Origin of the sequence: Catellatospora coxensis, assembly GCF_016862635.1 — a bacterium.
In the GTDB taxonomy this organism is placed as follows: Bacteria; Actinomycetota; Actinomycetes; order Mycobacteriales; family Micromonosporaceae; genus Catellatospora; species Catellatospora coxensis.
Genome location: NZ_BONI01000029.1, coordinates 41,993 through 66,097 on the forward strand (window position 1 = coordinate 41,993; position 24,105 = coordinate 66,097).

General features: G+C 72.7%; 26 protein-coding genes. 16 read left to right on the top strand and 10 right to left on the bottom strand.

Going from position 1 to position 24,105, the window contains the following annotated elements:
* Window positions 1-166: 166 nt before the first annotated feature.
* A complete protein-coding gene (locus Cco03nite_RS18275; protein ID WP_203693334.1) occupies window positions 167-1,138 on the top strand; it encodes a GNAT family N-acetyltransferase in 972 nt (323 codons plus the stop codon).
* A 28-nt stretch (window positions 1,139-1,166) separates the two neighbouring features.
* On the opposite strand, the gene Cco03nite_RS18280 is transcribed toward Cco03nite_RS18275, so the two are convergent.
* Together Cco03nite_RS18280 and Cco03nite_RS18285 are read right to left on the bottom strand one after the other, a co-directional pair.
* Window positions 1,167-1,445: a hypothetical protein gene (locus Cco03nite_RS18280; RefSeq protein WP_203693335.1), complete on the bottom strand. Its 279-nt coding sequence runs from the start codon at window positions 1,443-1,445 to the stop codon at window positions 1,167-1,169.
* Window positions 1,446-1,492: 47 nt separating this feature from the next.
* On the bottom strand, window positions 1,493-2,041 hold the full coding sequence (locus tag Cco03nite_RS18285) for a TetR/AcrR family transcriptional regulator (protein WP_203693336.1): 549 nt from the start codon (window positions 2,039-2,041) through the stop codon (window positions 1,493-1,495).
* 101 nt (window positions 2,042-2,142) lie between these two features.
* Here Cco03nite_RS18285 and Cco03nite_RS18290 point away from each other — a divergent pair, with 101 nt between their 5' ends.
* On the top strand, window positions 2,143-3,291 hold the full coding sequence (locus Cco03nite_RS18290) for an FAD-dependent oxidoreductase (protein WP_203693337.1): 1,149 nt from the start codon (window positions 2,143-2,145) through the stop codon (window positions 3,289-3,291).
* A 111-nt stretch (window positions 3,292-3,402) separates the two neighbouring features.
* On the opposite strand, the gene Cco03nite_RS18295 is transcribed toward Cco03nite_RS18290, so the two are convergent.
* Window positions 3,403-4,104, bottom strand: a complete 702-nt coding sequence (locus Cco03nite_RS18295) for an MBL fold metallo-hydrolase (RefSeq protein ID WP_203693338.1) — start codon at window positions 4,102-4,104, stop codon at window positions 3,403-3,405.
* A 134-nt stretch (window positions 4,105-4,238) separates the two neighbouring features.
* On the opposite strand from Cco03nite_RS18295, the gene Cco03nite_RS18300 reads away from it, so the two are divergent.
* Window positions 4,239-4,553 (top strand): hypothetical protein, encoded by a 315-nt coding sequence (locus tag Cco03nite_RS18300; protein ID WP_203693339.1) that lies wholly within the window; start codon window positions 4,239-4,241, stop codon window positions 4,551-4,553.
* A 3-nt stretch (window positions 4,554-4,556) separates the two neighbouring features.
* On the opposite strand, the gene Cco03nite_RS18305 is transcribed toward Cco03nite_RS18300, so the two are convergent.
* A complete protein-coding gene (locus tag Cco03nite_RS18305) occupies window positions 4,557-5,195 on the bottom strand; it encodes a DUF47 domain-containing protein (RefSeq protein WP_203693340.1) in 639 nt (212 codons plus the stop codon).
* Entirely contained in the window at window positions 5,192-6,160 is a 969-nt protein-coding gene (locus tag Cco03nite_RS18310) for an inorganic phosphate transporter (protein WP_203693341.1), read from the bottom strand. The genes Cco03nite_RS18305 and Cco03nite_RS18310 overlap by 4 nt, the downstream gene beginning before the upstream one ends.
* Before the next feature lie 123 nt (window positions 6,161-6,283).
* On the opposite strand from Cco03nite_RS18310, the gene Cco03nite_RS18315 reads away from it, so the two are divergent.
* Complete coding sequence (locus Cco03nite_RS18315; RefSeq protein ID WP_203693342.1) at window positions 6,284-7,015, top strand: DUF7873 family protein; 732 nt, start codon at window positions 6,284-6,286, stop codon at window positions 7,013-7,015.
* A 378-nt stretch (window positions 7,016-7,393) separates the two neighbouring features.
* Here the strand turns inward: Cco03nite_RS18315 and Cco03nite_RS18320 are convergent, their stop codons facing one another.
* From Cco03nite_RS18320 to Cco03nite_RS18330, 3 genes are all read right to left on the bottom strand, one after another.
* On the bottom strand, window positions 7,394-8,449 hold the full coding sequence (locus tag Cco03nite_RS18320; protein WP_239167469.1) for a right-handed parallel beta-helix repeat-containing protein: 1,056 nt from the start codon (window positions 8,447-8,449) through the stop codon (window positions 7,394-7,396).
* A gap of 131 nt (window positions 8,450-8,580) precedes the next feature.
* Complete coding sequence (locus tag Cco03nite_RS18325) at window positions 8,581-10,497, bottom strand: right-handed parallel beta-helix repeat-containing protein (RefSeq protein ID WP_203693344.1); 1,917 nt, start codon at window positions 10,495-10,497, stop codon at window positions 8,581-8,583.
* On the bottom strand, window positions 10,494-11,789 hold the full coding sequence (locus Cco03nite_RS18330; RefSeq protein WP_203693345.1) for a glycosyltransferase: 1,296 nt from the start codon (window positions 11,787-11,789) through the stop codon (window positions 10,494-10,496). The genes Cco03nite_RS18325 and Cco03nite_RS18330 overlap by 4 nt, the downstream gene beginning before the upstream one ends.
* A gap of 154 nt (window positions 11,790-11,943) precedes the next feature.
* Between Cco03nite_RS18330 and Cco03nite_RS18335 the strand changes: the two genes are divergently transcribed.
* From Cco03nite_RS18335 to Cco03nite_RS18345, 3 genes are all read left to right on the top strand, one after another.
* A complete protein-coding gene (locus tag Cco03nite_RS18335) occupies window positions 11,944-12,675 on the top strand; it encodes a hypothetical protein (protein WP_203693346.1) in 732 nt (243 codons plus the stop codon).
* A 32-nt stretch (window positions 12,676-12,707) separates the two neighbouring features.
* Window positions 12,708-13,118, top strand: coding sequence for an RDD family protein (locus Cco03nite_RS18340; protein WP_203693347.1), 411 nt, complete (start codon window positions 12,708-12,710; stop codon window positions 13,116-13,118).
* A gap of 214 nt (window positions 13,119-13,332) precedes the next feature.
* Complete coding sequence (locus Cco03nite_RS18345; protein ID WP_203693348.1) at window positions 13,333-14,025, top strand: M23 family metallopeptidase; 693 nt, start codon at window positions 13,333-13,335, stop codon at window positions 14,023-14,025.
* A 95-nt stretch (window positions 14,026-14,120) separates the two neighbouring features.
* Here the strand turns inward: Cco03nite_RS18345 and Cco03nite_RS18350 are convergent, their stop codons facing one another.
* Window positions 14,121-15,632 (bottom strand): MFS transporter, encoded by a 1,512-nt coding sequence (locus Cco03nite_RS18350; RefSeq protein ID WP_203693349.1) that lies wholly within the window; start codon window positions 15,630-15,632, stop codon window positions 14,121-14,123.
* 28 nt (window positions 15,633-15,660) lie between these two features.
* Window positions 15,661-16,221, bottom strand: a complete 561-nt coding sequence (locus Cco03nite_RS18355; protein WP_203693350.1) for a TetR/AcrR family transcriptional regulator — start codon at window positions 16,219-16,221, stop codon at window positions 15,661-15,663.
* A gap of 256 nt (window positions 16,222-16,477) precedes the next feature.
* On the opposite strand from Cco03nite_RS18355, the gene sigK reads away from it, so the two are divergent.
* From sigK to Cco03nite_RS18400, 9 genes are all read left to right on the top strand, one after another.
* Window positions 16,478-17,095, top strand: a complete 618-nt coding sequence (gene sigK / locus Cco03nite_RS18360; protein ID WP_275412051.1) for an ECF RNA polymerase sigma factor SigK — start codon at window positions 16,478-16,480, stop codon at window positions 17,093-17,095.
* Window positions 17,092-17,829, top strand: a complete 738-nt coding sequence (locus Cco03nite_RS18365; RefSeq protein ID WP_203693351.1) for an anti-sigma factor — start codon at window positions 17,092-17,094, stop codon at window positions 17,827-17,829. The genes sigK and Cco03nite_RS18365 overlap by 4 nt, the downstream gene beginning before the upstream one ends.
* Before the next feature lie 99 nt (window positions 17,830-17,928).
* Window positions 17,929-18,582: a fasciclin domain-containing protein gene (locus tag Cco03nite_RS18370; protein ID WP_203693352.1), complete on the top strand. Its 654-nt coding sequence runs from the start codon at window positions 17,929-17,931 to the stop codon at window positions 18,580-18,582.
* Between the two features lie 91 nt (window positions 18,583-18,673).
* Window positions 18,674-20,278 carry a molybdopterin-dependent oxidoreductase gene (locus Cco03nite_RS18375; protein WP_203693353.1) on the top strand — a complete coding sequence of 535 codons (1,605 nt, stop codon included), beginning with the start codon at window positions 18,674-18,676 and terminating at the stop codon, window positions 20,276-20,278.
* Between the two features lie 84 nt (window positions 20,279-20,362).
* A complete protein-coding gene (locus Cco03nite_RS18380; RefSeq protein ID WP_203693354.1) occupies window positions 20,363-20,773 on the top strand; it encodes an ACT domain-containing protein in 411 nt (136 codons plus the stop codon).
* A 152-nt stretch (window positions 20,774-20,925) separates the two neighbouring features.
* Window positions 20,926-22,038, top strand: coding sequence for a sensor histidine kinase (locus tag Cco03nite_RS18385; protein WP_203693355.1), 1,113 nt, complete (start codon window positions 20,926-20,928; stop codon window positions 22,036-22,038).
* Window positions 22,035-22,718 carry a response regulator gene (locus Cco03nite_RS18390; protein WP_203693356.1) on the top strand — a complete coding sequence of 228 codons (684 nt, stop codon included), beginning with the start codon at window positions 22,035-22,037 and terminating at the stop codon, window positions 22,716-22,718. The genes Cco03nite_RS18385 and Cco03nite_RS18390 overlap by 4 nt, the downstream gene beginning before the upstream one ends.
* Window positions 22,715-23,239, top strand: a complete 525-nt coding sequence (locus Cco03nite_RS18395; RefSeq protein WP_203693357.1) for a DUF2269 family protein — start codon at window positions 22,715-22,717, stop codon at window positions 23,237-23,239. Before Cco03nite_RS18390 ends, Cco03nite_RS18395 begins: the two co-directional genes overlap by 4 nt.
* Window positions 23,240-23,358: 119 nt before the next feature.
* Window positions 23,359-24,051 carry a hypothetical protein gene (locus Cco03nite_RS18400; RefSeq protein ID WP_203693358.1) on the top strand — a complete coding sequence of 231 codons (693 nt, stop codon included), beginning with the start codon at window positions 23,359-23,361 and terminating at the stop codon, window positions 24,049-24,051.
* The last annotated feature ends 54 nt before the right edge of the window (window positions 24,052-24,105 follow it).

The following is a 24,105-nucleotide window of genomic DNA, read 5'->3' on the forward strand; positions in this document are numbered from 1 at the left end:
GACGCGCCGCGCCGCCCACTCCCCCTGAGGACGGGTCCACCACCGCCGGATGTTGCCCCGATCCGGGGACCAATCCGTGCCGTCCACACCGGATGATCGGGGTGGCGTGGGCTGACCGGCGTCGATACGGCATTCTCGACCTGGAGCCGGACGAGGGAGGATCTACGTGCCACAGGTGCGCATCACGGTGCAGGACCCCGACGACGACGTGTCGCGGGAGCTGACCGCCGAGTTCCTCGCCGACATCGGCGCCCGCTACGAGCGGTCCGGCACGGCCGCGGCCCCGGCCCTGGACCTCGCGGAGCTGCGCGCGCCGGACGGCACCTGGCTGGTGATGTACGACGGGGACGAACCGATCGGCTGCGGCGGCCTGCGCCGGTGCGACGACCACAGCGCCGAGGTCCGGCGGGTGTTCCTGCGCCCCGCCGCGCGCGGACGCAACCTGGCCCGCACGATGATGGTCGAGCTGGAGGACGTCGCCCGGCGGCGCGGCTACCGGCGCATCCGGCTCGACACCGGCGACCGCCAGCCCGAAGCCCTCCAGCTGTACCGGACCGGCGGCTACCACGAGATCGGCGACTACAACGGCAACCCGTACGCCCGGCACTGGCTGGAGAAGGACCTCGCGCCGCGGCCCGGCGACGTGCGCGTAGTCGCCCGCAAGTACGACGGCCGCCTGCACTGGCACGCCACCATGCCCCGGCTCGGCGAGGACGAGCACGGCGTCTGGCTGGGCGCGACGACGCACACGCCGTGGCGGCGCGGCGCGGAACCGGCCGTGTTCTTCCCGGTCGCGCACGTGGTGCTGATCCCGCACGAGGGCGACTGGGTGGCCGCGTTCAACGCCGCCCCGCACCGCACCGAGATCTACATCGACGTGTCCGACCGGCCCGTGTGGCACGGCCCGGACGAGGTCGTCTCCATCGACCTGGACCTCGACGTGGTCCGCCGCCGCGAGACCGGCGCGGTGGAACTGCTCGACGAGGACGAGTTCGACGAGCACCGGATCCTGTTCGGCTACCCCGACGACGTCGTCGCCGGAGCGCGGCGCAACGCCGAAGAGCTGCTGGCGGCGGTACGCGCGCACACCGAGCCCTTCGGCGAGGCAAGCCGACCGTGGCTGGAGCGGATGAGTTGATCCGGCCGCAGCCGGTGGGGCCTGGCGGTCACACGACGAATCCCCTGTCCTTGTACTCCCATATGGCTTCCCAGGACAGGAAGTCGCAGTCGCCGCTTCTCAGGTCGACGCAGATCGGCCCGTTGCCCCCCAGCTCGGCGTCCTCAATGCCGTGATCGATGAGATCGACGGTGTTGTACGGCACGATGAGCCGGTGGCCGTCGAGGAAGGCGCGCTCGGGCCAGACCCGGATCTCGCCGACGCCGCTCGGAATCTGCCGCGCAAGGTACCGGGCGGCCGCCGCGATCGCACTTTGTTCATCCAGCATCAGGTGATGTTCTCGCGATCGCGCCCGTGCCGACACGGCACGGTCGGTCAATCGGCGGTGAGGTAGCGCTGGATCGTCGGGCCGAGCCAGGTGACCAGGTCGTCCTCGGACATGGCCACGACCGGCGGGAACTCCAGGATGTAGCGGGCCAGGCCGATGCCGAGCATCTGCGCGCTGACCATCGCGGCGCGCACCGGCGCGCTCGCCGGGTCACCGGTGAGCTGGGCGATCTTCGGGGCGAGCTGCCCGGCGAAGATCTCGCGCATGCGCTCGGCCGCGCCGTCGTTGGTGATGCCGGTGCGCAGCAGCACCTGCAGTGACTCGCCGGCCTCCCACTGGCGCAGGAAGTGCCGGACGAACTCCGCCCCGAGCCGCTCGCGCGGCACCTCGGCCAGGGCGTCGAACCGCAGGTCGAACTCGGCGGCCGCGGCGAACAGCTTCTCCTTGCTGCCGAAGTAGCGCATCACCATCGCCGGGTCGATCTTCGCGTCGGCGGCGATGGACCGGATGGTGGCGCGTTCGTAGCCGTCTGCGGCGAAGCGCTCGCGCGCCGCCGCCAGGATGATCGACTTCGTTTCCTCCGAGGTACGCCGCATGTCAACAACTGTAGGCCAACACTTGTTGACAATCAACCCGGCCCGGGTCTACCGTCGAAGTCAACAAGCGTTGGCCAACGATCGTTGACCTGGAGGAAACCATGTCCACCCCGACCGTCGACATCCTGATCGTCGGAGCCGGCCCCGCCGGACTCACCGCCGCCGTCGCGCTGACCCAGCGCGGACACACCGTCACCGTCGTCGACACGCAGGCCGAGGGCGCCAACACGTCCCGCGCCGCGGTGGTGCACGCCCGCACCCTGGAGGTGCTGGAGCCCTACGGCGTCACCGAGGAGCTGACGGCCCGCGGCATCCACGCGGCGCGGTTCACCATCCGCGACCGCGACCGGCTGCTCGTGCCGGTGCCGTTCGGCGGGCTGCCGACGCCGTTCCCGTACACGCTGATGATCTCCCAGGCGGAGACCGAGGCCGTGCTGCTGGCCCGGCTGAAGGAACTCGGCGGCACGGTGCTGCGCCCGGCCACGGTGACCGCCGTCCGGCAGGACGACACCGGCGTCACCGCCACCCTCGACGGCGGGCGGCAGATCCGCGCGGCCTACCTCATCGGGGCCGACGGCATGCACAGCACGGTCCGCCAGAACGCCGGGATCGGCTTCACCGGCAGCACGTACGCCGAGTCGTTCTCGCTCGCCGACGTCCGGCTCGACGGCGCGGTCTCCGACGCGGAGGTCGTGCTGTACTTCTCCCCCGCCGGGATGGTCGTCGTCGCGCCGCTGCCCGACGGGACGTTCCGCATCGTCGCGACCGTGGACAGTGCCCCAGAAGTGCCTGACGTCGCGTTCGTGCAGCAGCTGCTCGACACCCGCGGGCCGAAGGCCGCGCCGGTCGCCGTCCGCGAGGTGGTGTGGGGCTCGCGGTTCCGGGTGCACCACCGCGTCGCCGACACGTTCCGCCACGGCCGGGTGCTGCTGGCCGGCGACGCCGCCCACGTCCACTCCCCGGCCGGCGGGCAGGGCATGAACCTCGGCATCGACGACGCGGCCGCGCTCGGCGAGGCGCTGTCCCGCGTGCTCCAGGGGGCCTCACCCGAGATCCTCGACGGGTACGCCGCCGCGCACCAGGCGCACGCCCGCAAGGTCGTCACCTTCGCCGGGCGGCTCACCACGCTGGCGACCATGCCCGCGTACTGGCGACCGGCTCGCAACCTGGTGCTCGGGCTGCTCGGCCGCAGCGCCGCCTTCCGCCGCCGCCTGGCCTGGCAGCTCGCCGGCCTGGACCGCCGTCGGTGACCCGCACCGCCGCAACCCGCCTGCGGGCCACAAACCGCAGCTCCGCGACATCAGATGTTGGGAAGGGCACCTTCTACAACGCATGGCGTTGTGAAGGTGCCCTTCCTTTCTTCACAGCTGGAGGCGGAGGTTGGGGTGGGCGAGGATGACGGGGCAGCCTGCGTGCTGGGCGGCTTCGGCGAGGAGGCGGCCGTGGTCCAGCCAGGAGCGCAGGTGGGTCAGGATCAGTAGCTTGGCTCCGGCGCGGGCGGCGAGTCGACCGGCGTCGCCGGCGGTGAGGTGGCGCGGCACGCCGGTGTCGTCGAAGCCCGCGCCCTCGGCCAGCAGGACCTCGCAGCCCTGGGCCAGCTTGTCCAATGACTCGCAGGGGGCGGTGTCGCCGGTGTAGCAGAGGGTGTCGTCGACCCGGAAGGCGTACGACTCCATGCCGTGCTCGACCGCCGCGACCGTGACCCGCAGCGACCCGAGGCGCGGCGGCTCCGACGGCAGGTCGTGGAACGTGAACTGCGGCGCGGGGTGCCGCCAGTTCAGCTCGTCGCGCAGGTTCGCCGGGCCGTACACGTCCAGCGGCGCGGCCTTGACCCGGTCCCGCACGTACGCGATCGGGCTCAGGTCGGAGCAGTGGTCGGCGTGCGCGTGCGAGATCAGCACCGCGTCCAGGGCCGCCGGATCGCAGTGGCGCTGCAGCGGGCCGACCGCACCCGTGCCCACGTCGAGCAGCACCCGGTGCCCGTCCTGCTCGACCAGGTAGCAGGACCCGGCACTGTCGGGGCCGGGCACCGACCCGGCACACCCCACGACTGTCAGCCTCATCGTCGAACCTCCCCGTCGAAGTCCCCATGATGCCGCAAAGCCGCGCTGTCACGTGACCGTCGCCATGGTGACCGGGTGTGGACGATGTCCCACCAAGACCGCACAATGGACCACCCAGCGAAAGGACCTTGATCATGTCCCGGTTCCCTGAGGTCGTCGAGCGCATGGCGATCGATCCCGAGTTCGCCGCGCACGCCCGCACCAACCCCGACGAGGTCAGCGCCGAGTACGGCCTGAGCCCAGACGAGGCCGCCCAGATGCTGGCGTTGACCGACGCCGGTTCGGGTGGCCCGACCGAGCTCGACCAGCGCCTTTCCAAGAGCGGCATCGGCAGCGGCGGCCTGGCCGGCCTGCTGGCGGGACTCGACCGGTCCAAGAAGGACGACGACGAGAACAGCACCGACCGGCCGCTGGGCCGCTGGGTGGGACCCGGCGCGAACGACAAGTGAACGCTACAGGCTGCGTTTGAGCATCGCGTCGGCGAGCGCGTCGGCGCACTCGGCCAGGCGCAGCCCGACCACGTCGAGGCGGCGCAGCAGCTCGCGCTGCTTGAGCACGGGACCGGTGACCTCGCCGCTGAGCAGCTCGGCCAGACCCTGGGCGTATAGGTGGCGCACCCGGCCGGAGCGTTTGTGCGCGGCCAGCGCCGCCTCCGCCGCCTCGACCGGGCGGTCGACCAGCCGGTCCAGCGCCCGGCGCAGGTCGCGCAGGCCGATGGCGACCTGCTCCAGGATCGCCACCGCGTGGTGGTCCAGGCGTACGCCGTAGAGGTCCGTCTCGCGCACGTAGTCGCGCAGGTGGTCGAGCACGTCGTCGACGGAGCGGGACAGCCGGAACAGGTCCTCGCGGTCGATCGGGGTGGCCAGCGTCGCGGCCAGCTCGGCGACCAGCCGGCCGCGGTGGGCGTCGCCGTCGTGCTCGATCTCGGCGATGCGCAGCCGGGCCAGCGGCGGCTCGATCTCGCCGATGGTCACCATCACGGCCAGCGCCACCCCTTCCAGGGCGGCGTCGATCTGCGCGAGCACGATCGCCAGCACCCGTTTCGGGGCGCGCCCCGCGAGGTCGTCGAGCACCCGCCGCAGCCTGATCACAGCGTGCTCCGCAAAGCCAGGCCCGCGGCGTAGCCGAGGGTGAGGCTGGCGGGGACGGTGACCAGCCAGGCGGTCAGCACGGGGGTGGCGAACTGCCAGCGGATGCGGCGTACGCCGGTGCTGGCTCCCGCGCCGACCAGCCCCGCCGTGGCGGACTGGGTCATGCTGACGGGCACGCCCATGCCCGCGCTGCCGAACACCGCGGTGGCCGACGCGACCCCGGCCGTGACCAGGGTCCACGGGCGCTGCGGGGTGAGCCCGCCGGCCGCGCCCCGGGCCATGCGCCGCAGGCTCAGCACCGCCCCGGCCGCGAACACCAGCGCCGTCGCGCACAGCAGCAGCAGCGGCGGGGCCTGCATGCCGGGGGCCCGGTGGGCGACCCCGAGCGCGACGCCGACGACGGCGAACATCTTCTGCCCGTCGTTGGCGGCGTAGGCGAGGCTCTGCCCGGCGAACGCGGTGACGTGCGCGTACCGCATCGCGCGGGGCAGCCGGGACGTGGTGGGCAGGCGACGGGCGGCCAGGCCGAGCAGGTAGCCGAGGCCGCCGCCGAGCAGCGGGGCGAGCGCGGCGACCGCGAGCACGACGGCCAGGGTGGACCAGGCGGGCGGCACGCCCAGCCCGGCGCCGACCCCGGCCAGGCCGCCGAGCACGGCCAGGGTCACGCTGGTCGGCACCCCGCGCCAGGCCAGGGTCAGGACGAGGGCCAGCGCGACGCCGACCCCGGCGAGCACGACCAGGGGTCCCCGGACGCCGCCGGCGTCGACGAGGCGGTCGGTGAAGGTGTGCGCGACCGCGAGTCCGAACAGGGCCGGTCCGGCGATGATCGCGGCGAGCAGCACGGCGAGCACGCCGTAGAGGGGCAGTTCGCGCTGGCGCAGGGCGAGGGCGAGCAGGGCCGCGCCGTCGTTGGCGCCGCAGACGAAGACGAATCCGGTGGCCAGCATCGCAAAGCCGATCACCACGGCCGACCACCCCCGACTCCACCAGGAGTTCACCGTACTTGATCAACTGAGTTCGCACGGTCGGAATCCCGATTGCCGCCCGACCGGGTGATCGTCTAGCGTCACTCGCCGGGAGGAACACTGATGGCGAAGCTGAACCAGATCATCGCGGTCGAGAAGGGCATCAAGAGCCGCTCGTTCCAGGACCTGACCGAGGCCCACCACGCCGTGCAGAAGCCGGCGCTGCTGTCGGGCATCTCGAGGACATACCAGGCCAAGGACGAGGAGGGCGAGCAGCTGCCGCCGGAGTCCACGAAGGTGCAGACCCGCGCCGAGGACGTGCTGCGCCAGATCGGCGTCACCCTGTCGCGGCTGTTCGACGTGACCGCGACCAAGGACGCGACCAACTGCACGGCCCGCGCCGACGTGGTCGTCGACGACCGGGTGCTGCTGTCCGACGTGCCGGTGACGTACCTGCTGTTCCTGGAGAAGCAGCTCACCGACCTGCACACCTTCGTCAAGAAGCTGCCGGTGCTGGACGCCGCCGAGTCGTGGGTGTTCAGTGACTCCGCCGACTGCTGGTCCACCGAGCCGGTGCGCACCATCCGCACCAAGAAGGTGCCCCGCAACCACGTCAAGGCCGAGGCGACCGAGAAGCACCCGGCGCAGGTCGAGGTGTACTACGAGGACATCGCGGTGGGTTACTGGACCACGGTGAAGTTCTCCGGCGCGCTGCCGGCCAAGCGGGTGTCGACGCTGCTGGAGCGGGTGGAGAAGCTGCAGCAGGCGGTCAAGTTCGCCCGCGAGGAGGCCAACAACGCCGAGGCGGTCGACAAGCACGTCGGCGACCGCGTCTTCGGTTACCTGTTCGCCTGACGAGACTCCCCCGCCGGAGGGCGGGGGTGCGCGAGGAGCGCAAGCTGAAGCTGAAGCCGAAGCTGAACAACGCGGTGACAGTGTGGGTTCGAGTCCCACCCCCTGCACCACCTGCGGGGGTAGCCCAACTGGCAGAGGCAGCCGCGATCAAACTCAGATTCTCGCTCCAGACTCAGCATTCGCCGCCGAACACCAGGTCGACCGCGTACGGGCGAAATCCCCGGGGTGCCGGTTCGAGCCCGGCCCGCTCCTCTTCCTGGGGCGGTAGTCCAAACGGTAGAGACACGGGGTCTTGATACTGACCCGTTCGCTTAAACGTACTGGTGTGTGCAATTCGGTGGCACCCCGAGGCCCGGGAGAAGGACAGTCTCCCGGGCTTCACCATGTCCGGCGGCAGTCCGTGTCGGCAAAGCCCTTGGCGGCGCCGGAGACGGTGTTGTCGCAGGCGACGACGTTGCCGGCGACGGGCGTCAGGTGGAATCCCCAGCCCGGGCCGTCGACGGCGGCGGTGTTGGCGGTGAACACGTTGCGGTCGCCCCACCCGTCGGCGACACGGTGGGTCTGGAAGCCGTCGCCGCGCGAGTGCCGGCCCGTGTTGGCTTTGATCAGCCAGCCGTTGCCCTTCACGTCGACCCACGAGTCGGCGTACGAGCCGGTCATGGCCGCGCCGTCGAACGTGTTGGCCTCGATGGTCCCGCCGGTGGTGCCCTCCTTGACGTCGACGGGTTCGGCCGTGGTGGCGCTGATCCGGTTGCCGCGGATCACGTTGCGGTCGCTGCGGTCGGGCTCGCAGGCGGTGACGTCGCACCAGTTGCTCTGCGCGGTGCCGACGTACACGCCCTCGCCGAACTTCGCCCGGCGCAGGCCGGTGTCGCGTACGACGCTGTCGCGCACCAGGTTGTCGGAGCTGAAGGCGCGCAGGTGGACCGCCTCGTCGCCGACGTGCTCCACGGTCAGGCCGGTGAGCACGGCGTGGCTGGTGCGGTCGAGCATGACGCCCTTCTGCGCGTTGCGGACCGTGAACCCGGTCAGCCGCCAGTGGTCCGCGCCGTCGAGGTGCAGGGCGTACCCGTGGCCGGTGCCCCCGCCGTCGAGCACCGCGCCGCGTCCGCCGCACAGGTGCACGGGTTTTCCAGCGGTGCCGGCGACGGTGGCGGCGAAGCGGCCCGCGTACACCCCGTCCGCGAGCCTGATACTGTCCCCCGGCCGGGCCCGCGCCAGCGCGCCGGCCAGCGCCGACCCGTCTGCCACGGTCACCGTCGCGGGCGGGCAGGCCGCCGTGGCCCGGCTCGGCGTCGAGCCCGCGGCGGACCCGGCTCGGCCGGCGTCGGGTGCCGGGGTGGCTCCGGACGCCGCACCGGGATGCGGTCCCAGGCATCCGCCCAGCGCCATGAGCAGCAGCACGACCATCCCCGCCAGCAGGGACGTCGCCACGAACGGCAGCATTGGACCCCGGCCGCGCCGACGTGACCCGAGGCGGACTCCGTCGGCCGCCGCGACGCGCGCCGGCGAGGCCGGGCGGGGCGAGGCGTGCCGAGGGCTCGGCCGGCGCGGGGACGGTGCGGTCATTCGGCCATCACCACCCGGGCCCGGCCACGGGCCGTCTCGCGCGGGCTGGGCCGGCCGGGCTCGGACCGCCCCGGCGACGGCCCACCGGGGAACAGCGGTTTGGTCGCCGCGTACGGGTGGCCGTGGTCGTCGGGGCGGCGGCGGAACGCCAGCACGACGATGAGCAGCAGGATCGCGGTCCACAGCAGCGTCATCGGGCTGGCGTAGTGGCGCACCCGGGCCCACAGCGTGCTGGTGTCCAGCCACGCGTCGGTCTGGTTGTCGCGCACCGTGAGCCTGCCCTCGGCGCGGCCGGTGTCCACCGCGCTGGGGCCGATGCCGGTGATCGCGTTGCCGGCGGCGACCGAGCCGCCGACCGCGCCGACGAAGGTGACGCCGTGGCTGTTCGCGTCGTGGATGGTGTTGCCGCGCACCTCGGCGACGGAGTCGCGCACGTACACCCCGGTCCGGGTGCTCTCGATGAGGTTGCCGGTGATGCGGGCCCCGGCGACGCCGTCGCGGATCGCGATCGCCTGGCGGCGCTGGTCGGAGAGCCGGTTGGCGGTGAGGGTCAGGTCGCGCGTGCCGAGCCGGGCCACGATGCCCATGTCGCCGCCCTCGATCTGGTTCTCCTGGATGCTGACGTTCAGCCCGCCCAGGATCTCGAAGCCGTAGTGGCCGTTGCCGCGGGCGGTGCTGTGCGAGACCGTGTTCGCGCCGTAGCTGGCGGTGGACTGGCCGGACGCCGAGGGCCCGTCGGCCAGCGGCCGCCCGCTGAGGGTGAACCCGTTGCCGCCGTTGCGTTCGGCGGTCGTGTTGGTGATGCGGACCTGCTGGGTGGCCCGGGACAGCAGGAAGCCGTCGCCGCCGTTGTGCTGGGACACGGTGCGTTCGATGACCGCGTTGGTGGCGAAGCGGTGCAGCACCAGGCCGTGCTGCAGGCTGTCGCGCACCTTCGTGTCGGTGATCTTGATACCGTCGGCGCTGGACACGAACAGCCCGTACGCGTTGCCGACGAACTCGCTGTTGCCGATGGTCCCGGACACGTAGGACAGGCTCGGCACGGTGAACCGGCTGTCCGGGCTGGCCACCCGGCCCCCGGACGAGATGCGCACCTCGCCGGGCAGGATCCGGCCGGGCGTCGCGGCGCTCGGCCCCTCGACCGCGCCGGTGTCGGGCCGGTCGGTGCCGGTCAGGCTGACCCCGCCGGTGCGGCCACTCCAGAACCCGAGATGCGACGCGCGGGCATGGCTCATGGCGAAGTTGCCGCCGATCGCCCGCAGGTAGGCCCGTCCGTCACGGACGTCGGTGTCGGGTTTGCCGGTACGCGGATCCCAGCTGGTCACGCGCACCGGGGCCTGCTTGGTGCCCGCCAGGGTCAGGCCGCCGCCGAACGACACGATCGCCACGAAGCCGCTGCTGCGGCTGGCCAGGCGCAGTTCCAGGCCGCCGGGGTGGGCCAGCTTCAGCCGCGCCCCGGAGTTGAGGTAGATGTTCTCGGTCAGCAGGTACGCGCCCTGCTGCTGGCGGACGAACGTCTGCGGGGCGAGCCGCAGCAGGTCGTCGACCGTGTACGCGGCGGTGCGCGCGGTCAGCACCAGCGTGTAGCCGCCGGCGGTGTCGAGCCGGTAGGGCCGGTCCCACTTCTGCGTGGTGCTGCCCGGGGCCCGGCTGAGCAGATCACGCAGCGGGGCGACCGCGGTGACCGCCCTGACCTGGTTGAGCCACCGGTCCTCGGCCGCCACCAGCGCGGCCTGCCGCTCGGCATCGGCCGGCGCGGCTTCGGCGGCGGCGGCGCGATGGGCCGCGGGTCGGGCCGCGGACGAGGGCGCGGCGGATGCGCCGAACGCGGCGAGCAGCACGGCGGCCGTGGCGGCACCGGCGAGCGCGGACGCGACCCGCCGAAAGGGCGCGGCTGCCCGGGGCCGGTTCATGCGGCGTCCGACGAGACGGCCACGGCGCGGCGCCGGGCACGGGTGGGCGGGGACAGCGTGCTCGCGCCCTGGCCGTCGCCGCCGATCCGGTCCGCGCCGCGGGTCAGCCAGCCCTGCCGGTTCATGGTCGCGAACGCGTACAGCTTGATCGGTAGCGAGATTCCGATGACCACGGCCGCGACCAGCGGCAGCATCAGCAGTTCCCGCGGATGGCGGCGCAGATGCGACCAGCCGCGGATGCCGCGCCCGACCAGCAGCCAGAACAGCACCACGATCGCGCCGCGCGGGCTCAGCTCCAGCCGGGACAGCAGCAGGTAGCCCAGGGCCATGCCCATGGTGACCGGCGTGAGCAGGATCTGCAGCACGGTGATCTTCGTGATCAGCGGGGTACGCCACAGCCAGCCCTTCCACAGCGCGGTCAGGTAGCAGCGGTAGGAGTTGCGGCTCCAGCGCACCCGCTGCTTGACGAAGGCCCGCAGCGTCGACGGGAACATCGACATGGCCCGCGCCGAGGACTGGTGCACGGTGCGGTAGCCCGAGGCCAGCACCAGCCAGGTCAGCCTGCCGTCGTCCCCGGCCACGCAGCGCCGGCCGAGGAAGAACTCGTTCTCCAGGTGGTCGAGCACGGGCAGCACCACCGACCGCCGGTACGCCGCGGTGCGCCCGGACAGGCACGCCACGGCCCCGGCCCGGCCCATCGCCGGCACGTAGTCGTAGTAGCGCAGGTTGACCAGCCAGTCCGCGACCCGCCGCCAGACGCTGGTGGCGCGCTGGTGCACGTTCTGCTGGGTGCCGACGCCGCCGACGGTCGGGTCGGCGAACGGCATCTGCACCGCCGCCAGCAGCCCGCGCTGCCAGCGCGTGTCGGAGTCCACCAGCACGACGAGCTCGCCGCGGGCGGCGCGGATGCCGACACCCAGCGCCGAGCGCTTGCCCCGGTGCGTGAACGGCAGCACCCGCAGCCGCGGGTCCTCGACGTCGGCCAGCCGCCGCAGCACCTCGGTGTCGCCGACGTCGGGCACGAGCACGACCTCGTCGGGGTTCTGGGCGAGCCAGCTGCGCAGGCACTCCAGCAGGATGTCCGGATCCTCGCGGTAGGACGGCACCACCACCGACACCGACGTGCGGAAGTCGTTGAGGACCGGCCGGTCGAGCCGGGACAGCAGCACCCGGTAGAACCACAGCCCCCATACGAACGCGCCGGCCAGGCCCAGCGGCATCAGCTCGCGCCACGAGGTCTCGGCGGCCGCGGCGACCAGCCACGACCAGACGCCGTCGATGAACCGGGACAAGGGGCGCCTCCAGCGATCCGGCGGGCCGCCGCGGCCCGCTCCACCGCTGTAAACCGGCGTACGCCCGGAAACGGGCCGGGTGGCCCGGCGATTACCGGCCGGTATTAGCTCCGCATTAACCCCGCTATGGGGTGGTCTGGAGTAAATTCATGTTATGACCGAACCCGCGAGGGCGCGGCATGGCGTGCCGGGCCTCGCCCTCGGTGCCGCGATGCTCGTCGCCGAACGACTCCGCAGGCTGACCGGCCCGGTCGACCCGGCCGAACAGGCCCGCATCGAAGACATGCTCACCAGCGGCGTCGAGCCCTCGCCCGCCGACGCCCGCTCGCCGGTCGCCATCGCCGTCGGCCTCACCCAGCAGAGCTACGACCTCGCCAGACGCACCGGAGCCCAGCTCGGCGAAGCCACCCGCAACCAGGCCCGCAAGCTCGCCGGAGCCACCCGCGCCGCGCTGCCGGCGAACTCCCCGATCGACACCGCCCGCGACGTCGTCACCGCCGCCGGGCTGCGCGGGCGCGACACCCTGGTCTCCAGCCGCGCCGCCGCGGCCGTCGCGCTGCGCGACACCGTCGACGAGAGCCTGACCTGGGTCGAGAAGTCGATCGTGCCGCGCATGGTGGACAACCTGATGCCATACCTGATCAACAGCGTGGTGCCGCGGCTCGTCGAGGGCGCCATCCCCGAGATCAGGCGCAAAGTCATCCCCGTCGTCATCGACGACATGACCCGAGACCCCCGGCTCCAGGAGCTGATCACCGAGCAGAGCCGCGGCGTGCTCGCCAGCGCCACCGACGAGCTGCGCGAGACCTCCGCGACCGCCGACGACCGGATCGAGTCGTCGTTCCGGCGGGTCTTCCACCGCCACCACGCGAACGGTGAGCGGTGACCGCGGCTGGCCACCATCCACCGTACGCAGGCATGGTGTCCCGGGTCTCCGGGCTGGCCATCGACGCCGGGATGCTCGCGATCGCCTCGTCGCTGGCCGTGTCCGGCGTGCCCGCGGTCTGGTCCGCGCTGGCCGGCCAGGCCCCCGGCTGGCTCAAGGCGGCATCCGCGGTGGTCGCCGCGGTGCTGCCGGTCGTCTACTTCACCGCCTGCTGGTGGATGACCGGCCAGACCCTCGGCTCCCTGCTGTTCGGCACCGTCGTCCGCCGCACCGACGGCCGCCACGTAGGCCTCTGCCGCGCCTTCCTCCGCGCCGTCGTAGGCCTCGCCATCCCCGTCCTCTGGCTGATCGGCATGGTCGGCGTCCTGACGGACTCCAAACGCCGAGCCTGGCACGACCACCTCTTCGGCACCGTAGTCCTCTACATCGACCGCACGCCCTAAGGAAGGGCACCTTCTTATCGCTATTCGTAGAGGAAGGGCACCTTCTTAACGTCGCAGCGCCGTGACCTGCGGATTCGAGCGCCTGCCGGGCGGTGGCGTTCAGGCGGCCGGGGGCGGCGTGTTGGCCGAGGCCCAGACCGACCAGGCGGCGGACCACGCCCCGTCCGCGGACGCGCGGACAGTTGCGGGACACCCGCGGGAGTAGGGTCGGCGGGTGCGTTTCCCCCTCGTAGCCGCCGGCCTGGCGACCGCGCTCACCCTCGCCGCCTGTTCCGGGCCGACGGCCGGGCCCGCCTTCGTGCCGGCCGCCGCGCCGACGGCCGTCCCGTCCACGACACCGGCGGCCTCGCCGTCACCGTCGGCCGCCGCCTCGCCGTCGGCCGCCGCCACCCACCACGTGTTCCCCGTGCTCGGCAAGAGCTCCTACGGGCGTACCCACCACGACTACCAGGCCACGGACGTGATGGCGCCGTGCGGGGCGACCGTCGTCGCGGTCACCGACGGCGTGGTGCTGGAGATCTCGCCGGTCGACCTGTACGACCCGAAGACCGACGACGGCGCGCTGCGCGGCGGCAAGTCGGTGTCGCTGCTCGGCGACGACGGCGTGCGCTACTACGGCTCGCACTTCTCCGCGATCGACGGCAAGATCCGCGCGGGCGTACGCGTGAAGGCGGGCCAGCCGCTGGGCAAGGTGGGCCGTACCGGCCTGGCCAGCGCCTGCCATCTGCACTTCGGCATGTCCCCGGAGTGTGCGAGCACCGGGGACTGGTGGATCCGGCGCGGCGTGATCTGGCCGTGGCGCTACCTCGACGCGTGGCGCAAGGGCGCCGTCAAGTCCCCCGTCACCGAGATCGACACCTGGGAACGCAAGAACGGCTGCTCCACCAAGCCGCCGAAGGGCGCCTGACGCGCCCCCCATACACAGACGTTGGCCTATCTCATCGAAAATCCGAGACTCGAATTCGATGAGATAGGCCAACGTTTATGGCAAACGACGGCGCGTCAGCCGACGTGCACCGCGCCCTCCGCCGGCAGGTCGGACTTGCGGACCTTGATCAGTACGGTGATCACGATCGCCGACACGACCAGCAGCCCGCCGCCCCACGCGAACGCCGTCGCGAACCCGTGCACCGCCGCCTCGGCCTGCACGAACCCGGCCACCTGCGGGTCCATCCCCGGCTTGAGGTGCTCGGCCGCGTAGTCCGTGGTCGCGTTGAGCGCGAACGTGCTCAGCAGCGCCGCGCCCAGCGAGCCGCCCACCTGCTGGGTGGCGTTCAGCGTCGCGCTGGCCGCGCCGGCGTCGTGCTGCGGCACACCGACCAGCGCGAGGCTGGACAGCGGCACGAAGGTGAAGCCCAGGCCGAGGCCGAGCACGATCGCGCCGGGCAGCACGTGGCTGGCGTACGACGTGGTCACGCCGATCTGGGTGAGGAACAGCATGGAGCCCGCGGCCAGCACCGCACCGGCGATCATCAGCGGCTTCGCGCCCAGCTTGGGCAGCAGCTGGCTGGCGACACCCGCGGAGATGAACACGCCCGCCGAGATCGGCAGCGAGGCGAGACCGGCCTCGATCGGGGTGTAGCCGAGCACGCCCTGGAAGTAGAAGGTCAGGAAGAAGAACGCGCCCATCAGGCCGGCGCCGGTCAGGGTGCTGGACAGGTACGCGCCGCCGCGGTTGCGGTCGAGCAGGATGCGCAGCGGCAGCAGCGGGTTCTTCGAGAACTTCTGGATGACGACGAACGCGACCAGCAGCAGCGCGCCGCCGATCATGTAGGCGAGCGCCTCCGGGGAGTCCCAGCCGTGCTCCGGCTCGGCCGCCTTGGTCAGGCCGTACACGAGGGAGATCAGGCCCAGGGTGACCACGATCGCGCCGGGGATGTCGTAGCGGGTGTTGCCCTCGGCCTTGCTCTCGGGCACGAACGGGATCGCCGCGGCGATGGCGATGATCGCGATCGGGATGTTGACCAGCAGGCACCAGCGCCAGTCGGCGTACTCGGTGAGCACCCCGCCCAGCAGCAGGCCGACCGCCGCGCCGCCACCGGCGATCGCGCCGTACACGGCGAACGCCTTGGCGCGCTCCTTGGCGTCGGTGAACAGCACCGTCAGCAGGGCCAGACCGGCCGGGGCGAGCAACGCGCCGAACGCGCCCTGCAGGCCGCGCGCCGCGAACAGGCTCAGGCCGTCCCAGGCCAGACCGCCCAGGGCGGACGCGGCCGCGAAGCCGATCGCGCCGGCGACGAAGGTCCGCTTGCGGCCCCAGTAGTCGGCGATGCGGCCGCCGAGCAGCAGCAGACCACCGAAGGTCAGGGTGTACGCGGTGAGCACCCACTGCCGCTCGGCGTCGGTGATGCCCAGGTCGTCCTGCATGGCGGGCAGCGCGATGTTCACGATGGTCGCGTCGAGCACCACCATGAGCTGCGCGATCGCGATGATCGTCAGCGCCAGCCAGCGCCGGGGGTTCGGGGCGGCGGCGGAGGGTTCCGCTGCCTCGGGTCGGGAGACCGTGGTGGTCATCGTGGTGCCTTTCGGTGGTGAGGGTGTTTCAGCGGGCCAGGACGGGCAGGAGGATCTCGTCGCAGACCCGGGCCAGGTACTCGTCGTCGAGCGCCCGGCCGTGTCCGAGGTGCCTCGCCATAAGCTGCGCCGTGACGAGGTCGGGGAAGAGGCTGTCGTAGGGCTGCGGCTTGATCTCGCCGCGCTGCACGGCCCGTTCCAGCAGCGCCTCGGTGTGCCGGTGGATCTCCGGGTACACCTGGCCGCGGACGATGCCGGCGAGCTCGGGGTTCGACTGCATCTCGAACGACAGCGCGTGGATCAGCGGGCCCTCGTCGACGACGCAGCGGGCCGCGGTGGCGAGCAGCTCGATCAGGTCGCCGCGCAGGCTGCCGGTGTCGGCCGGGGCGACGTCCTCGGTCTGCTGCTGGCGCAGCACCTGGGCGACCAGGTCGGGCTTGCCGGGCCAGTGCCGGTACAGGGTCGCCTTGCTCATGTGGGCGCGCGCCGCGATCGCGTCCATGGTCATCTTGTCGTAGCCGACCTCGCGCAGCAGCTCGCGCACGGCGGCGCACAGGGGCGCTCCGGCGGGCACGCGGGCACGGCTCATGACAGGCTCCGGGGGAAGGGAGATGCGAAACGGAACGGTTTCGTTTCCTGACCATACGCAGCTGACCTGCTCAGGCGCGCTCCCCTGAGAGACGGATCACCCGATCGACGACGGCCTGTCGCACCGGGGGCGGCGGGGGCGAGATGATCGGTGTGGGCGATGGACGAGATCGGACCCATCCACGGGGGCCTCGGTGCCGAATGCTCAGTGATACGCAAGTGACGGGTGAACAGATCCACGCCGAAAGGGCGGAACTGTGAACGGTGACGAACAGCCGTACCAACGGCCCGACCGCCTGGCCAGCGTGCCGGACCCGGCCGCGCCCGCGGACGCCGAATCCCTGCTGCGGGCCGTGGCCCGCGGCGACGAGGCCGCCTTCACCAGGCTGTACGAGCTGGTCGCGCCGCGCGTCTACGGCCTGGCCCGCCGCGTCGTGCGTGATCCGGCGCAGGCCGAGGAGGTCGCGCAGGAGGCGCTGGTCGAGGTGTGGCGCACCGCGAGCCGCTTCGATCCGGCCCGCGGCTCGGCCACCGCCTGGGTCTTCACCATCACCCACCGGCGGGCCGTGGACCGGGTGCGCTCCGAGCAGGCGGCGCTGGACCGGGTGCAGCGGATGGCGCCGGAGGCGACGCAGACGCCCGCCGACGAGGTGGTCGAGCAGGCCACCGCCCGGTTGCAGCGCCAGCAGGTGCGCCGGTGCATCAAGACGCTGACCGACCTGCAGCGTGAGGCGATCACCCTGGCCTACTACGGCGGTTACACCTACCAGCAGGTCGCCCAGCTGCTCGGCGCCGGGCTGCCCACCGTGAAGACCCGCATGCGCGACGGCCTGATCCGGCTGCGCGACTGCCTCGGCGTGGAGGTGTCGGCATGAGCGAGATCCACTCTCTGGCCGGGCCGTATGTGCTGCATGCGCTGGACGAGGCCGAGCGCGAGACGTTCATCCAGCATCTGCGCGGGTGTGAGACGTGCGCGGCGGAGGTCGCCGAGCTGCACGAGACCGTGGCGCGGCTGGCCGACGACGCCTGGTCGGTGCCGCCGCCCGCGCTGCGGGACAACGTGCTGGCGGCGGTGCGGCGTACCCGGCAGATCCCGCCGGCCCGGCCGGTGCGCGCACGGCGCGAGCCGACCCGCTGGTGGCGGCATCCGGCTGCGTTGACAGCCGCGGCGTGCCTGCTCGTCGCGGCCCTGGTCGGCGGGGCGACGTTCGCGGTGCAGGAGCGGCGGTTGCGCGAGGAGCGGGCGGCGACGGCGGCGGCGCAGCAGGAGCTGGCGCGTACGCAGGCGGTGCTGACCGCGCCGGACGCAACGGTGCGCACCTCCGGCGTGGCCGGTGGCGGCAAGGTCACCGTGGTGTCCTCGGCGGGCCAGGACGCGGCGGTGATCCTGCTGGCGACGCACTCGCCCGGGGCACAGAAGGCGTACCAGTTCTGGCTGATGGAGGGCACGACGCCGCACTCGGCCGGGGTGCTCGCCGCGGGGCAGGGCACCGCCACGCACCTGGTCAGCGGTGTCAACGCCGCCGACGCGATGGGCCTGACGGTGGAACCGGCCGGTGGTTCGGCCAGTCCCACACTGCCCATCATCGCTGAGATACCCATGAAATAGAAAAAAACAGACAGAAATCGCGCTAATCGCACCAAACTATGACGGGTTCAGTGTCGAATCACCGGTGGAGGTCTTCACCGGAGGAAAGGAACCACCGTCATGTACGGCAAGAGGAAACTCACCGCGCTCGCGGCCGTCGCCGCGTTCTCGCTCTCGCTGGCGCTCAGCGCCTGCGGGGGCGGGAACACGGCGGCCACCACGCAGCCGACCGGTATGCCGACCGGCGTACCCACCACGGTGCCGACGGCCCTGCCGTCCATGCCCGGCGCCGCGGGCGGCGAGTTCGGGCCGGCCTGCGCCACCATTCCCAAGGACCCGGCCAACCCGGGCAGCCTGGAGATGATGGCCCAGCAGCCGGTGGCCACCGCGGCCGCGGCGAACCCGCAGCTGTCCACGCTGGCCGCCGCGATCCAGGCCGGCGAGCTGGCCGACACGCTCAACAACGCCGAGGCCGTCACGGTCTTCGCGCCCACCAACGAGGCCTTCGCCAAGATCCCGAAGGCCGATCTGGACAAGGTGCTCGCCGACAAGGAACTGCTCAAGAAGATCCTCGCCTACCACGTCGTGGACGGGAAGACCGCGCCCGACGCCCTCGCCGGCGCCCACAAGACCCTGGAGGGCCAGGACATCACGGTCACCGGCAGCGGCACCGAGTTCAAGGTCAACGACACCGCGATGATCGTCTGCGGCAACATCCAGACCCGCAACGGCGTGGTCTACCTCGTCGACAGCGTGCTCATGCCTCCGTCCTGACGGACGGCAGGAAGGGCGCCTGGGCGGCACACCTCGCCGCTCCGCTTTCCGGACACCAGGCGCCCTTCCTGACTCCCCGAGGAGGACTCCCATGCGACGCCTCATCCGCCCCGCGCTGAGCGGGCTGCTGGCCGCCGCGGGCGGCATCGCCACCGCGGAACTCGTCGCCTCGCCGGTGCGGCCCGAGTCCTCGCCCCTGGTCGCCATCGGCGGCACCGTCATCGACGCGACCCCCACGCCGGTGAAGGAGTACGCGGTCGCGACCTTCGGCACGTACGACAAGCCCCTGCTCATCGGCACCATCCTGGCCGTGCTCGCCCTGCTGGCCGCCGCCGTCGGCGTGCTCGCGGTCCACCACCGCGCCGCGGCGCTGCTCGCCATCGGCGCACTCGGACTGGTCGGCGCGGCCGCGGCGCTGACCAGGCCCATGGCCCGCCCGATCGACGCCCTGCCCGCCCTGCTCGCCGGCGCCGTCTCCGCCGGGCTGCTGGCCTGGCTGGCCCCGAAAGCCGCCACCGCACCCCCGCCCCCATCCCCGGTGCCGGGAACCGGTCCCGCCACCGACGGCGCACCTGCGGGCGAACCGGCGGCGGTCCCCGCCGCAGCGGCAGGTGACACGAGTCGCGACGACCGAGCGGCCGCACGAACCGGCCGGCGCGCATTCCTGGTCGCCGCAGGCCTGGTCGCGCTCGGCACCGCGCTCGCGGGCGGACTCGCCGCGATCATCCGGCGCAGCGGCGCCCAGGCCGCCGATGAGGCCCGCGCGGCGATCGCCCTGCCCGCACCCGCCGACCCCGGGCCGCCGCCGGAGCAGACGCCCGGCTTCTACACGCCCAACCAGGACTTCTACCGTGTCGACATCGCGCTGACCGTGCCGCGCGTCGACCCGCGCCAGTGGACGCTGCAGATCACCGGCATGGTCGACCGGCCCACCGAGCTGACCTTCGACGACCTGCTCAAGCAGCCGCTCATCGAACGCGACATCACGCTCAACTGCGTGTCCAACGAGGTCGGCGGCCCGTACGTCGGCAACGCGCGCTGGCTCGGCGTGCCGCTCGCGCCGCTGCTGCGGGCCGCGGGCGTGCAGGCCGGCGCGGACCAGATCGTCGCCCGGGGCGCGGACGGCATCACCATCGGCACCCCTGTGGCCACCGTGCTCGACGGCCGCGACGCGATACTGGCGCTGGGCATGAACGGCCAGGCCCTACCGCCGGAGCACGGCTTCCCGGTTCGCATGCTCACCCCCGGCCTGTACGGCTACGTCGGCGCCGCCAAGTGGATCACCTCATTGGAGCTGGCCACGTTCAGCAGCTTCGACGCGTACTGGGTACAGCGCGGCTGGGCCGCGACGGGCCCGGTCAAGACCGCCTCCCGCATCGACCGGCCCAAGGCGTTCGCCCAGCTCGCCGCGGGCACGGTGCCCGTGGCCGGGGTCGCCTGGGCGCAGCACCGCGGCATCAGCGCGGTCGAGGTCCAGGTCGACGACGCACCGTGGCAGCAGGCCCGGCTGCTGCCGGTGCCGTCCACCGACACCTGGGTCCAGTGGACCTGGGACTGGCCCGCCGCCACCGCCGGCAGCCACACGCTGCGGGTACGCGCCGTCGACGGCACCGGCGCGCTGCAGACCGAGCAGCGGGCCGACCCGTTCCCAAACGGGGCGTCGGGCTGGCAGAGCGTCCTCGTGACGGTGGCCTGACCCACGGTCGCCCGGTCCCACGTCGAATCACCGCTCGGAGTGAGGTGCCCAGAGATGACCCGCGGAGCTGACATCATGTGTGGCGTGACCGGAGAACGCGACCTCGGTGCGCTGCTGCACGGGCTACAACCCCAGCGCCACCCGTACGAGTACGTCTTCACCACCGTCACCGGCGCCGTGCCGCCGGGCGTGCACCCGGTCGTGATGGTCGCCGAGCCCGAGGGCACGACCCTGGTGGTGATGCGCGCCGAGGCCGACGCGGCCGGGCTGCCGTACGACTTCGTCGCCGCGTGGATCACCCTGCGGGTGCACTCGGCGCTGGACGCCGTCGGGCTGACCGCGGCCGTCTCCGGTGCCCTGGCCGACGTCGGCATCAGCTGCAACGTGGTGGCCGGCTACTTCCACGACCACCTGTTCGTCGGCTGCGCCGACGCCGACCAGGCGATGGCCGTGCTGGCCGGCCTGTCCACCGCCACCCGCCCGATCAACGCCTGAGCCGCAGGTCACCGGCCGTGCAGCGTTAACAAGGGCACCTTCCGCCACGCATGGCGATGTGAAGGTGCCCTTGCTTGTACTCCGGGGGGAGTAGGCGGGGAGACTCCCGGTGTGCGACGACGGGAGGGTGGCGGTCGGCCTAGCGTGGGGGCATGACCTGGGACCATCGTTATCCGCCCCGCCGACGGCGGTTGTTTCCGCTGCTCATCGCCGTCATTCAGGTGATCGGGGTGACTTTCGCGAGCCGGGTGGCAGCGGTGGAGGGCGGCGTGCAGTTCCGGGCGCTGGACTGGCTCGGGTACGCGCTGCTGGTGGGGTCGGCGGCGGCGATGTGGCTGTGGCGGGTGCACATGGTCGCGGCGCTCACCGCGGTGACCGCGCTGACCGGGGCGTACGTGCCACTCGGCTACCCGCCGGGGCCGTTCTTCCTGGCGTTCCTGCTGACCCTCGTCGGAGCGGTCGTGCTCGGGCACAGGATCGCCGCCTGGGTCACCGCCGCCGCGGGCTGGCTGGGGTTCATGCTCCTCGGCTGGGCGGAACACCCGCTGCTGTGGCGCGGCGTGGTCTCCGGCGCGGTGCTGGTCGGCGTGCTGCTCATCGCGCAGGTCATCGCCAGCAACCGCGACCGGATCATCGAGCAGCGCCGCCGCCGCATCGGCGACGAGCGGCTGCGCATGGCCCGCGAGGTGCACGACGTCGTCGCCCACCACATCTCCCTGATCAACGTGCAGGCGGGGGTCGCGCTGCACCTGCTCGACGACGACCCGGAGCAGGCCCGCACCGCGCTCGCCGCGATCAAGACGGCCAGCCGGGACACCCTGCGCGAGCTGCGCGCCACCCTCGGCGTGCTGCGCGCCGTCGACGAGCAGGCCCCGCGGAGCCCCGCGCCGAGCATCGACCGGCTCGACGAGCTGGTCGCCCGGTTCGCCGGGGCCGGGCTGCGGGTCGACGTGCGGGTCACCGGCACACCGCGCGAGCTGCCCACGCCGGTGGATCTGGCCGCGTACCGGATCGTGCAGGAGTCGCTGACCAATGTGCACCGCCATGCCGGGGTCGACGCCGCCCAGGTGTCCGTCGGCTACGACACCGACGAGCTGGTCCTCGACATCACCGACCGGGGCCGGGGCGGCGAGACCGCGGACGGCAACGGCCTGTCCGGCATCCGCGAGCGGGTCGCCGCGCTGGGTGGCACGGTCGCGATCGGCCCGCGTCCCGAGGGCGGGTTCACCGTCTGTGCGGTCCTGCCCACCGGAGGAACCTCATGATCAACGTGTTGCTGGTGGACGACCAGGCACTGGTCCGCGCCGGGTTCCGGGCGCTGCTGTCCGCGCAGGACGACATCACCGTCGTGGGCGAGGCCGCCGACGGCGAGGAGGCGGTACGCCAGACCGCCGCGCTGCGCCCCGACGTGGTGCTCATGGACATCCGCATGCCGCGCCTGGACGGCATCGAGGCCACCCGGCGCATCGCGGCCGACCCGGCCCTGGCCGAGGTGAGGGTGGTCATCCTGACCACGTTCGACCTCGACGAGTACGTGTTCGACGCGCTGCGCGACGGAGCCAGCGGCTTCCTGGTCAAGGACACCGAACCCGCCGACCTGATCCAGGCCGTCCGGGTGGTCGCCCGCGGCGACGCGCTGCTGTCGCCCGGGGTCACCCGGCGGCTCATCGCCGAGTACGCCCAGCGCTCGCGGCGGCCCAGGGACTCCGCCCGCCTCGCCGCGCTGGACGCGCTCACCGACCGCGAACGCGAGGTGATGGCCCTGGTCGCGGCAGGGCTGTCCAACGACGAGATCGGCGAGCGGCTGTTCGTCAGCCCCGCCACCGCCAAGACCCACGTCAGCCGGGCCATGGTCAAACTCGGCGCGCGCGACCGCGCCCACCTGGTCGTCGAGGCGTACGAATCGGGCCTGGTCCGGCCCGGCTGGACAGGAGAAGCCCCATGACCGCCCTGGACACCCCGACCCGGCGCTCGCCGCGCACCCGGCCCGGCCCGCCGCGGCTGCCCCGCAACGCGCGCCGCTTCCTGCTCACCGCGCACATCGTCACCTCGGTCGGCTGGCTCGGCGTGGCCTACGCGCTGCTCGTCATGGCGCTGACCGCACGGGCCGCCGACGACCCGGCCACCCGCGCCACGACGTACCAGCTGATGCTGGACTTCGACACCGCCGCGATGCTGCCGCTGGGCCTGGCCGCCCTGGTCACCGGCGTCATCCTCGGCCTGGGCAGCCACTGGGGCCTGCTGCGCCACTGGTGGGTCGCGATCAAGCTCGTGCTGAACGTGGCCGTGCTCGTCGTCCCGATGCTCACCCGCCACCCCGCCCTCGTCGACGCCGTCGACGCCGCCCGCGCCGGCCTGCTCACCGACCCCGCCCAGCAGGTCCTCGACGGCTCCATCGCCTCCGTCATCGTCCTCACCGCCGCCACCGTCCTGTCCACCTACAAACCCTGGGGCAAAACCCGCTGAGAGATGGGAAGGGCGCCTTCTACAACGCGGAGCGTTGTAGAAGGCGCCCTTCCTTTCGCGGCAAGCCGCCGAGCAGCGCCGGGCACACCGGAAGCCCGCAGCCGCCTACGCTCACCGGCATGGACCGGGAACTGGCCGCGGCGGTGGGCTCGCTCTACACCGTGTTCGCCCGCTACCCGCTCGCCCCCGGCGTCGAGCAGCGCCTGCGGCGGCCGGACACCGAACCCGGGCTGGCCCGGACGCCGCTGCGCGAGCTGACCGCCCATCAACTGGACGCGCACCTGTTCGCCGGATGGCGCGACGAGGACGACTTCAGCCACTTCCTGCCCCGCGTCCTGGAACTGTTCGCCACGGGCGAGCACCGCGACGGCGCGCTGCTCCGCAAGAACCTGAGCGAGGCCCACCGCCCGGACCGGCCCGCCGACGAACGCGCCGCCCTGCACCGCTACCACCTGGCCCTGTGGCGGCAGATCCGGTCCGCGGCCGACCCCGCCTTCACCGCCGAGGACGTGCTCGGCGCGTGCAGCCTGCACGACCACGACGTGCTGCCGTACCTCGCGGACTGGGCGGCCGACCCGTCACCGGCCGCCGCCCTGCTGCTGGCCCGGTTCATCGGCGGCGGCCGCATGCCGAGCTGGGGCGGCGAGCGCTACCTCGGTGACATCGCGGACTGGCTCGGCAGTGCCGCGCCCGCCGCCGCGCTGACCGCGGCCCTGGCCGCCACGACCGACCCGGCCGCCCGCCGGGACCTCGCGTACGGCCTGGAGCTGCTCGAACTCGACTGGCAGCGGGACGATCCGGTGATGCGGTAGCGCCGAGCCCACGCATCCGATGTGGATGCTTCACGGTCCGTCGGCCGCCATCCG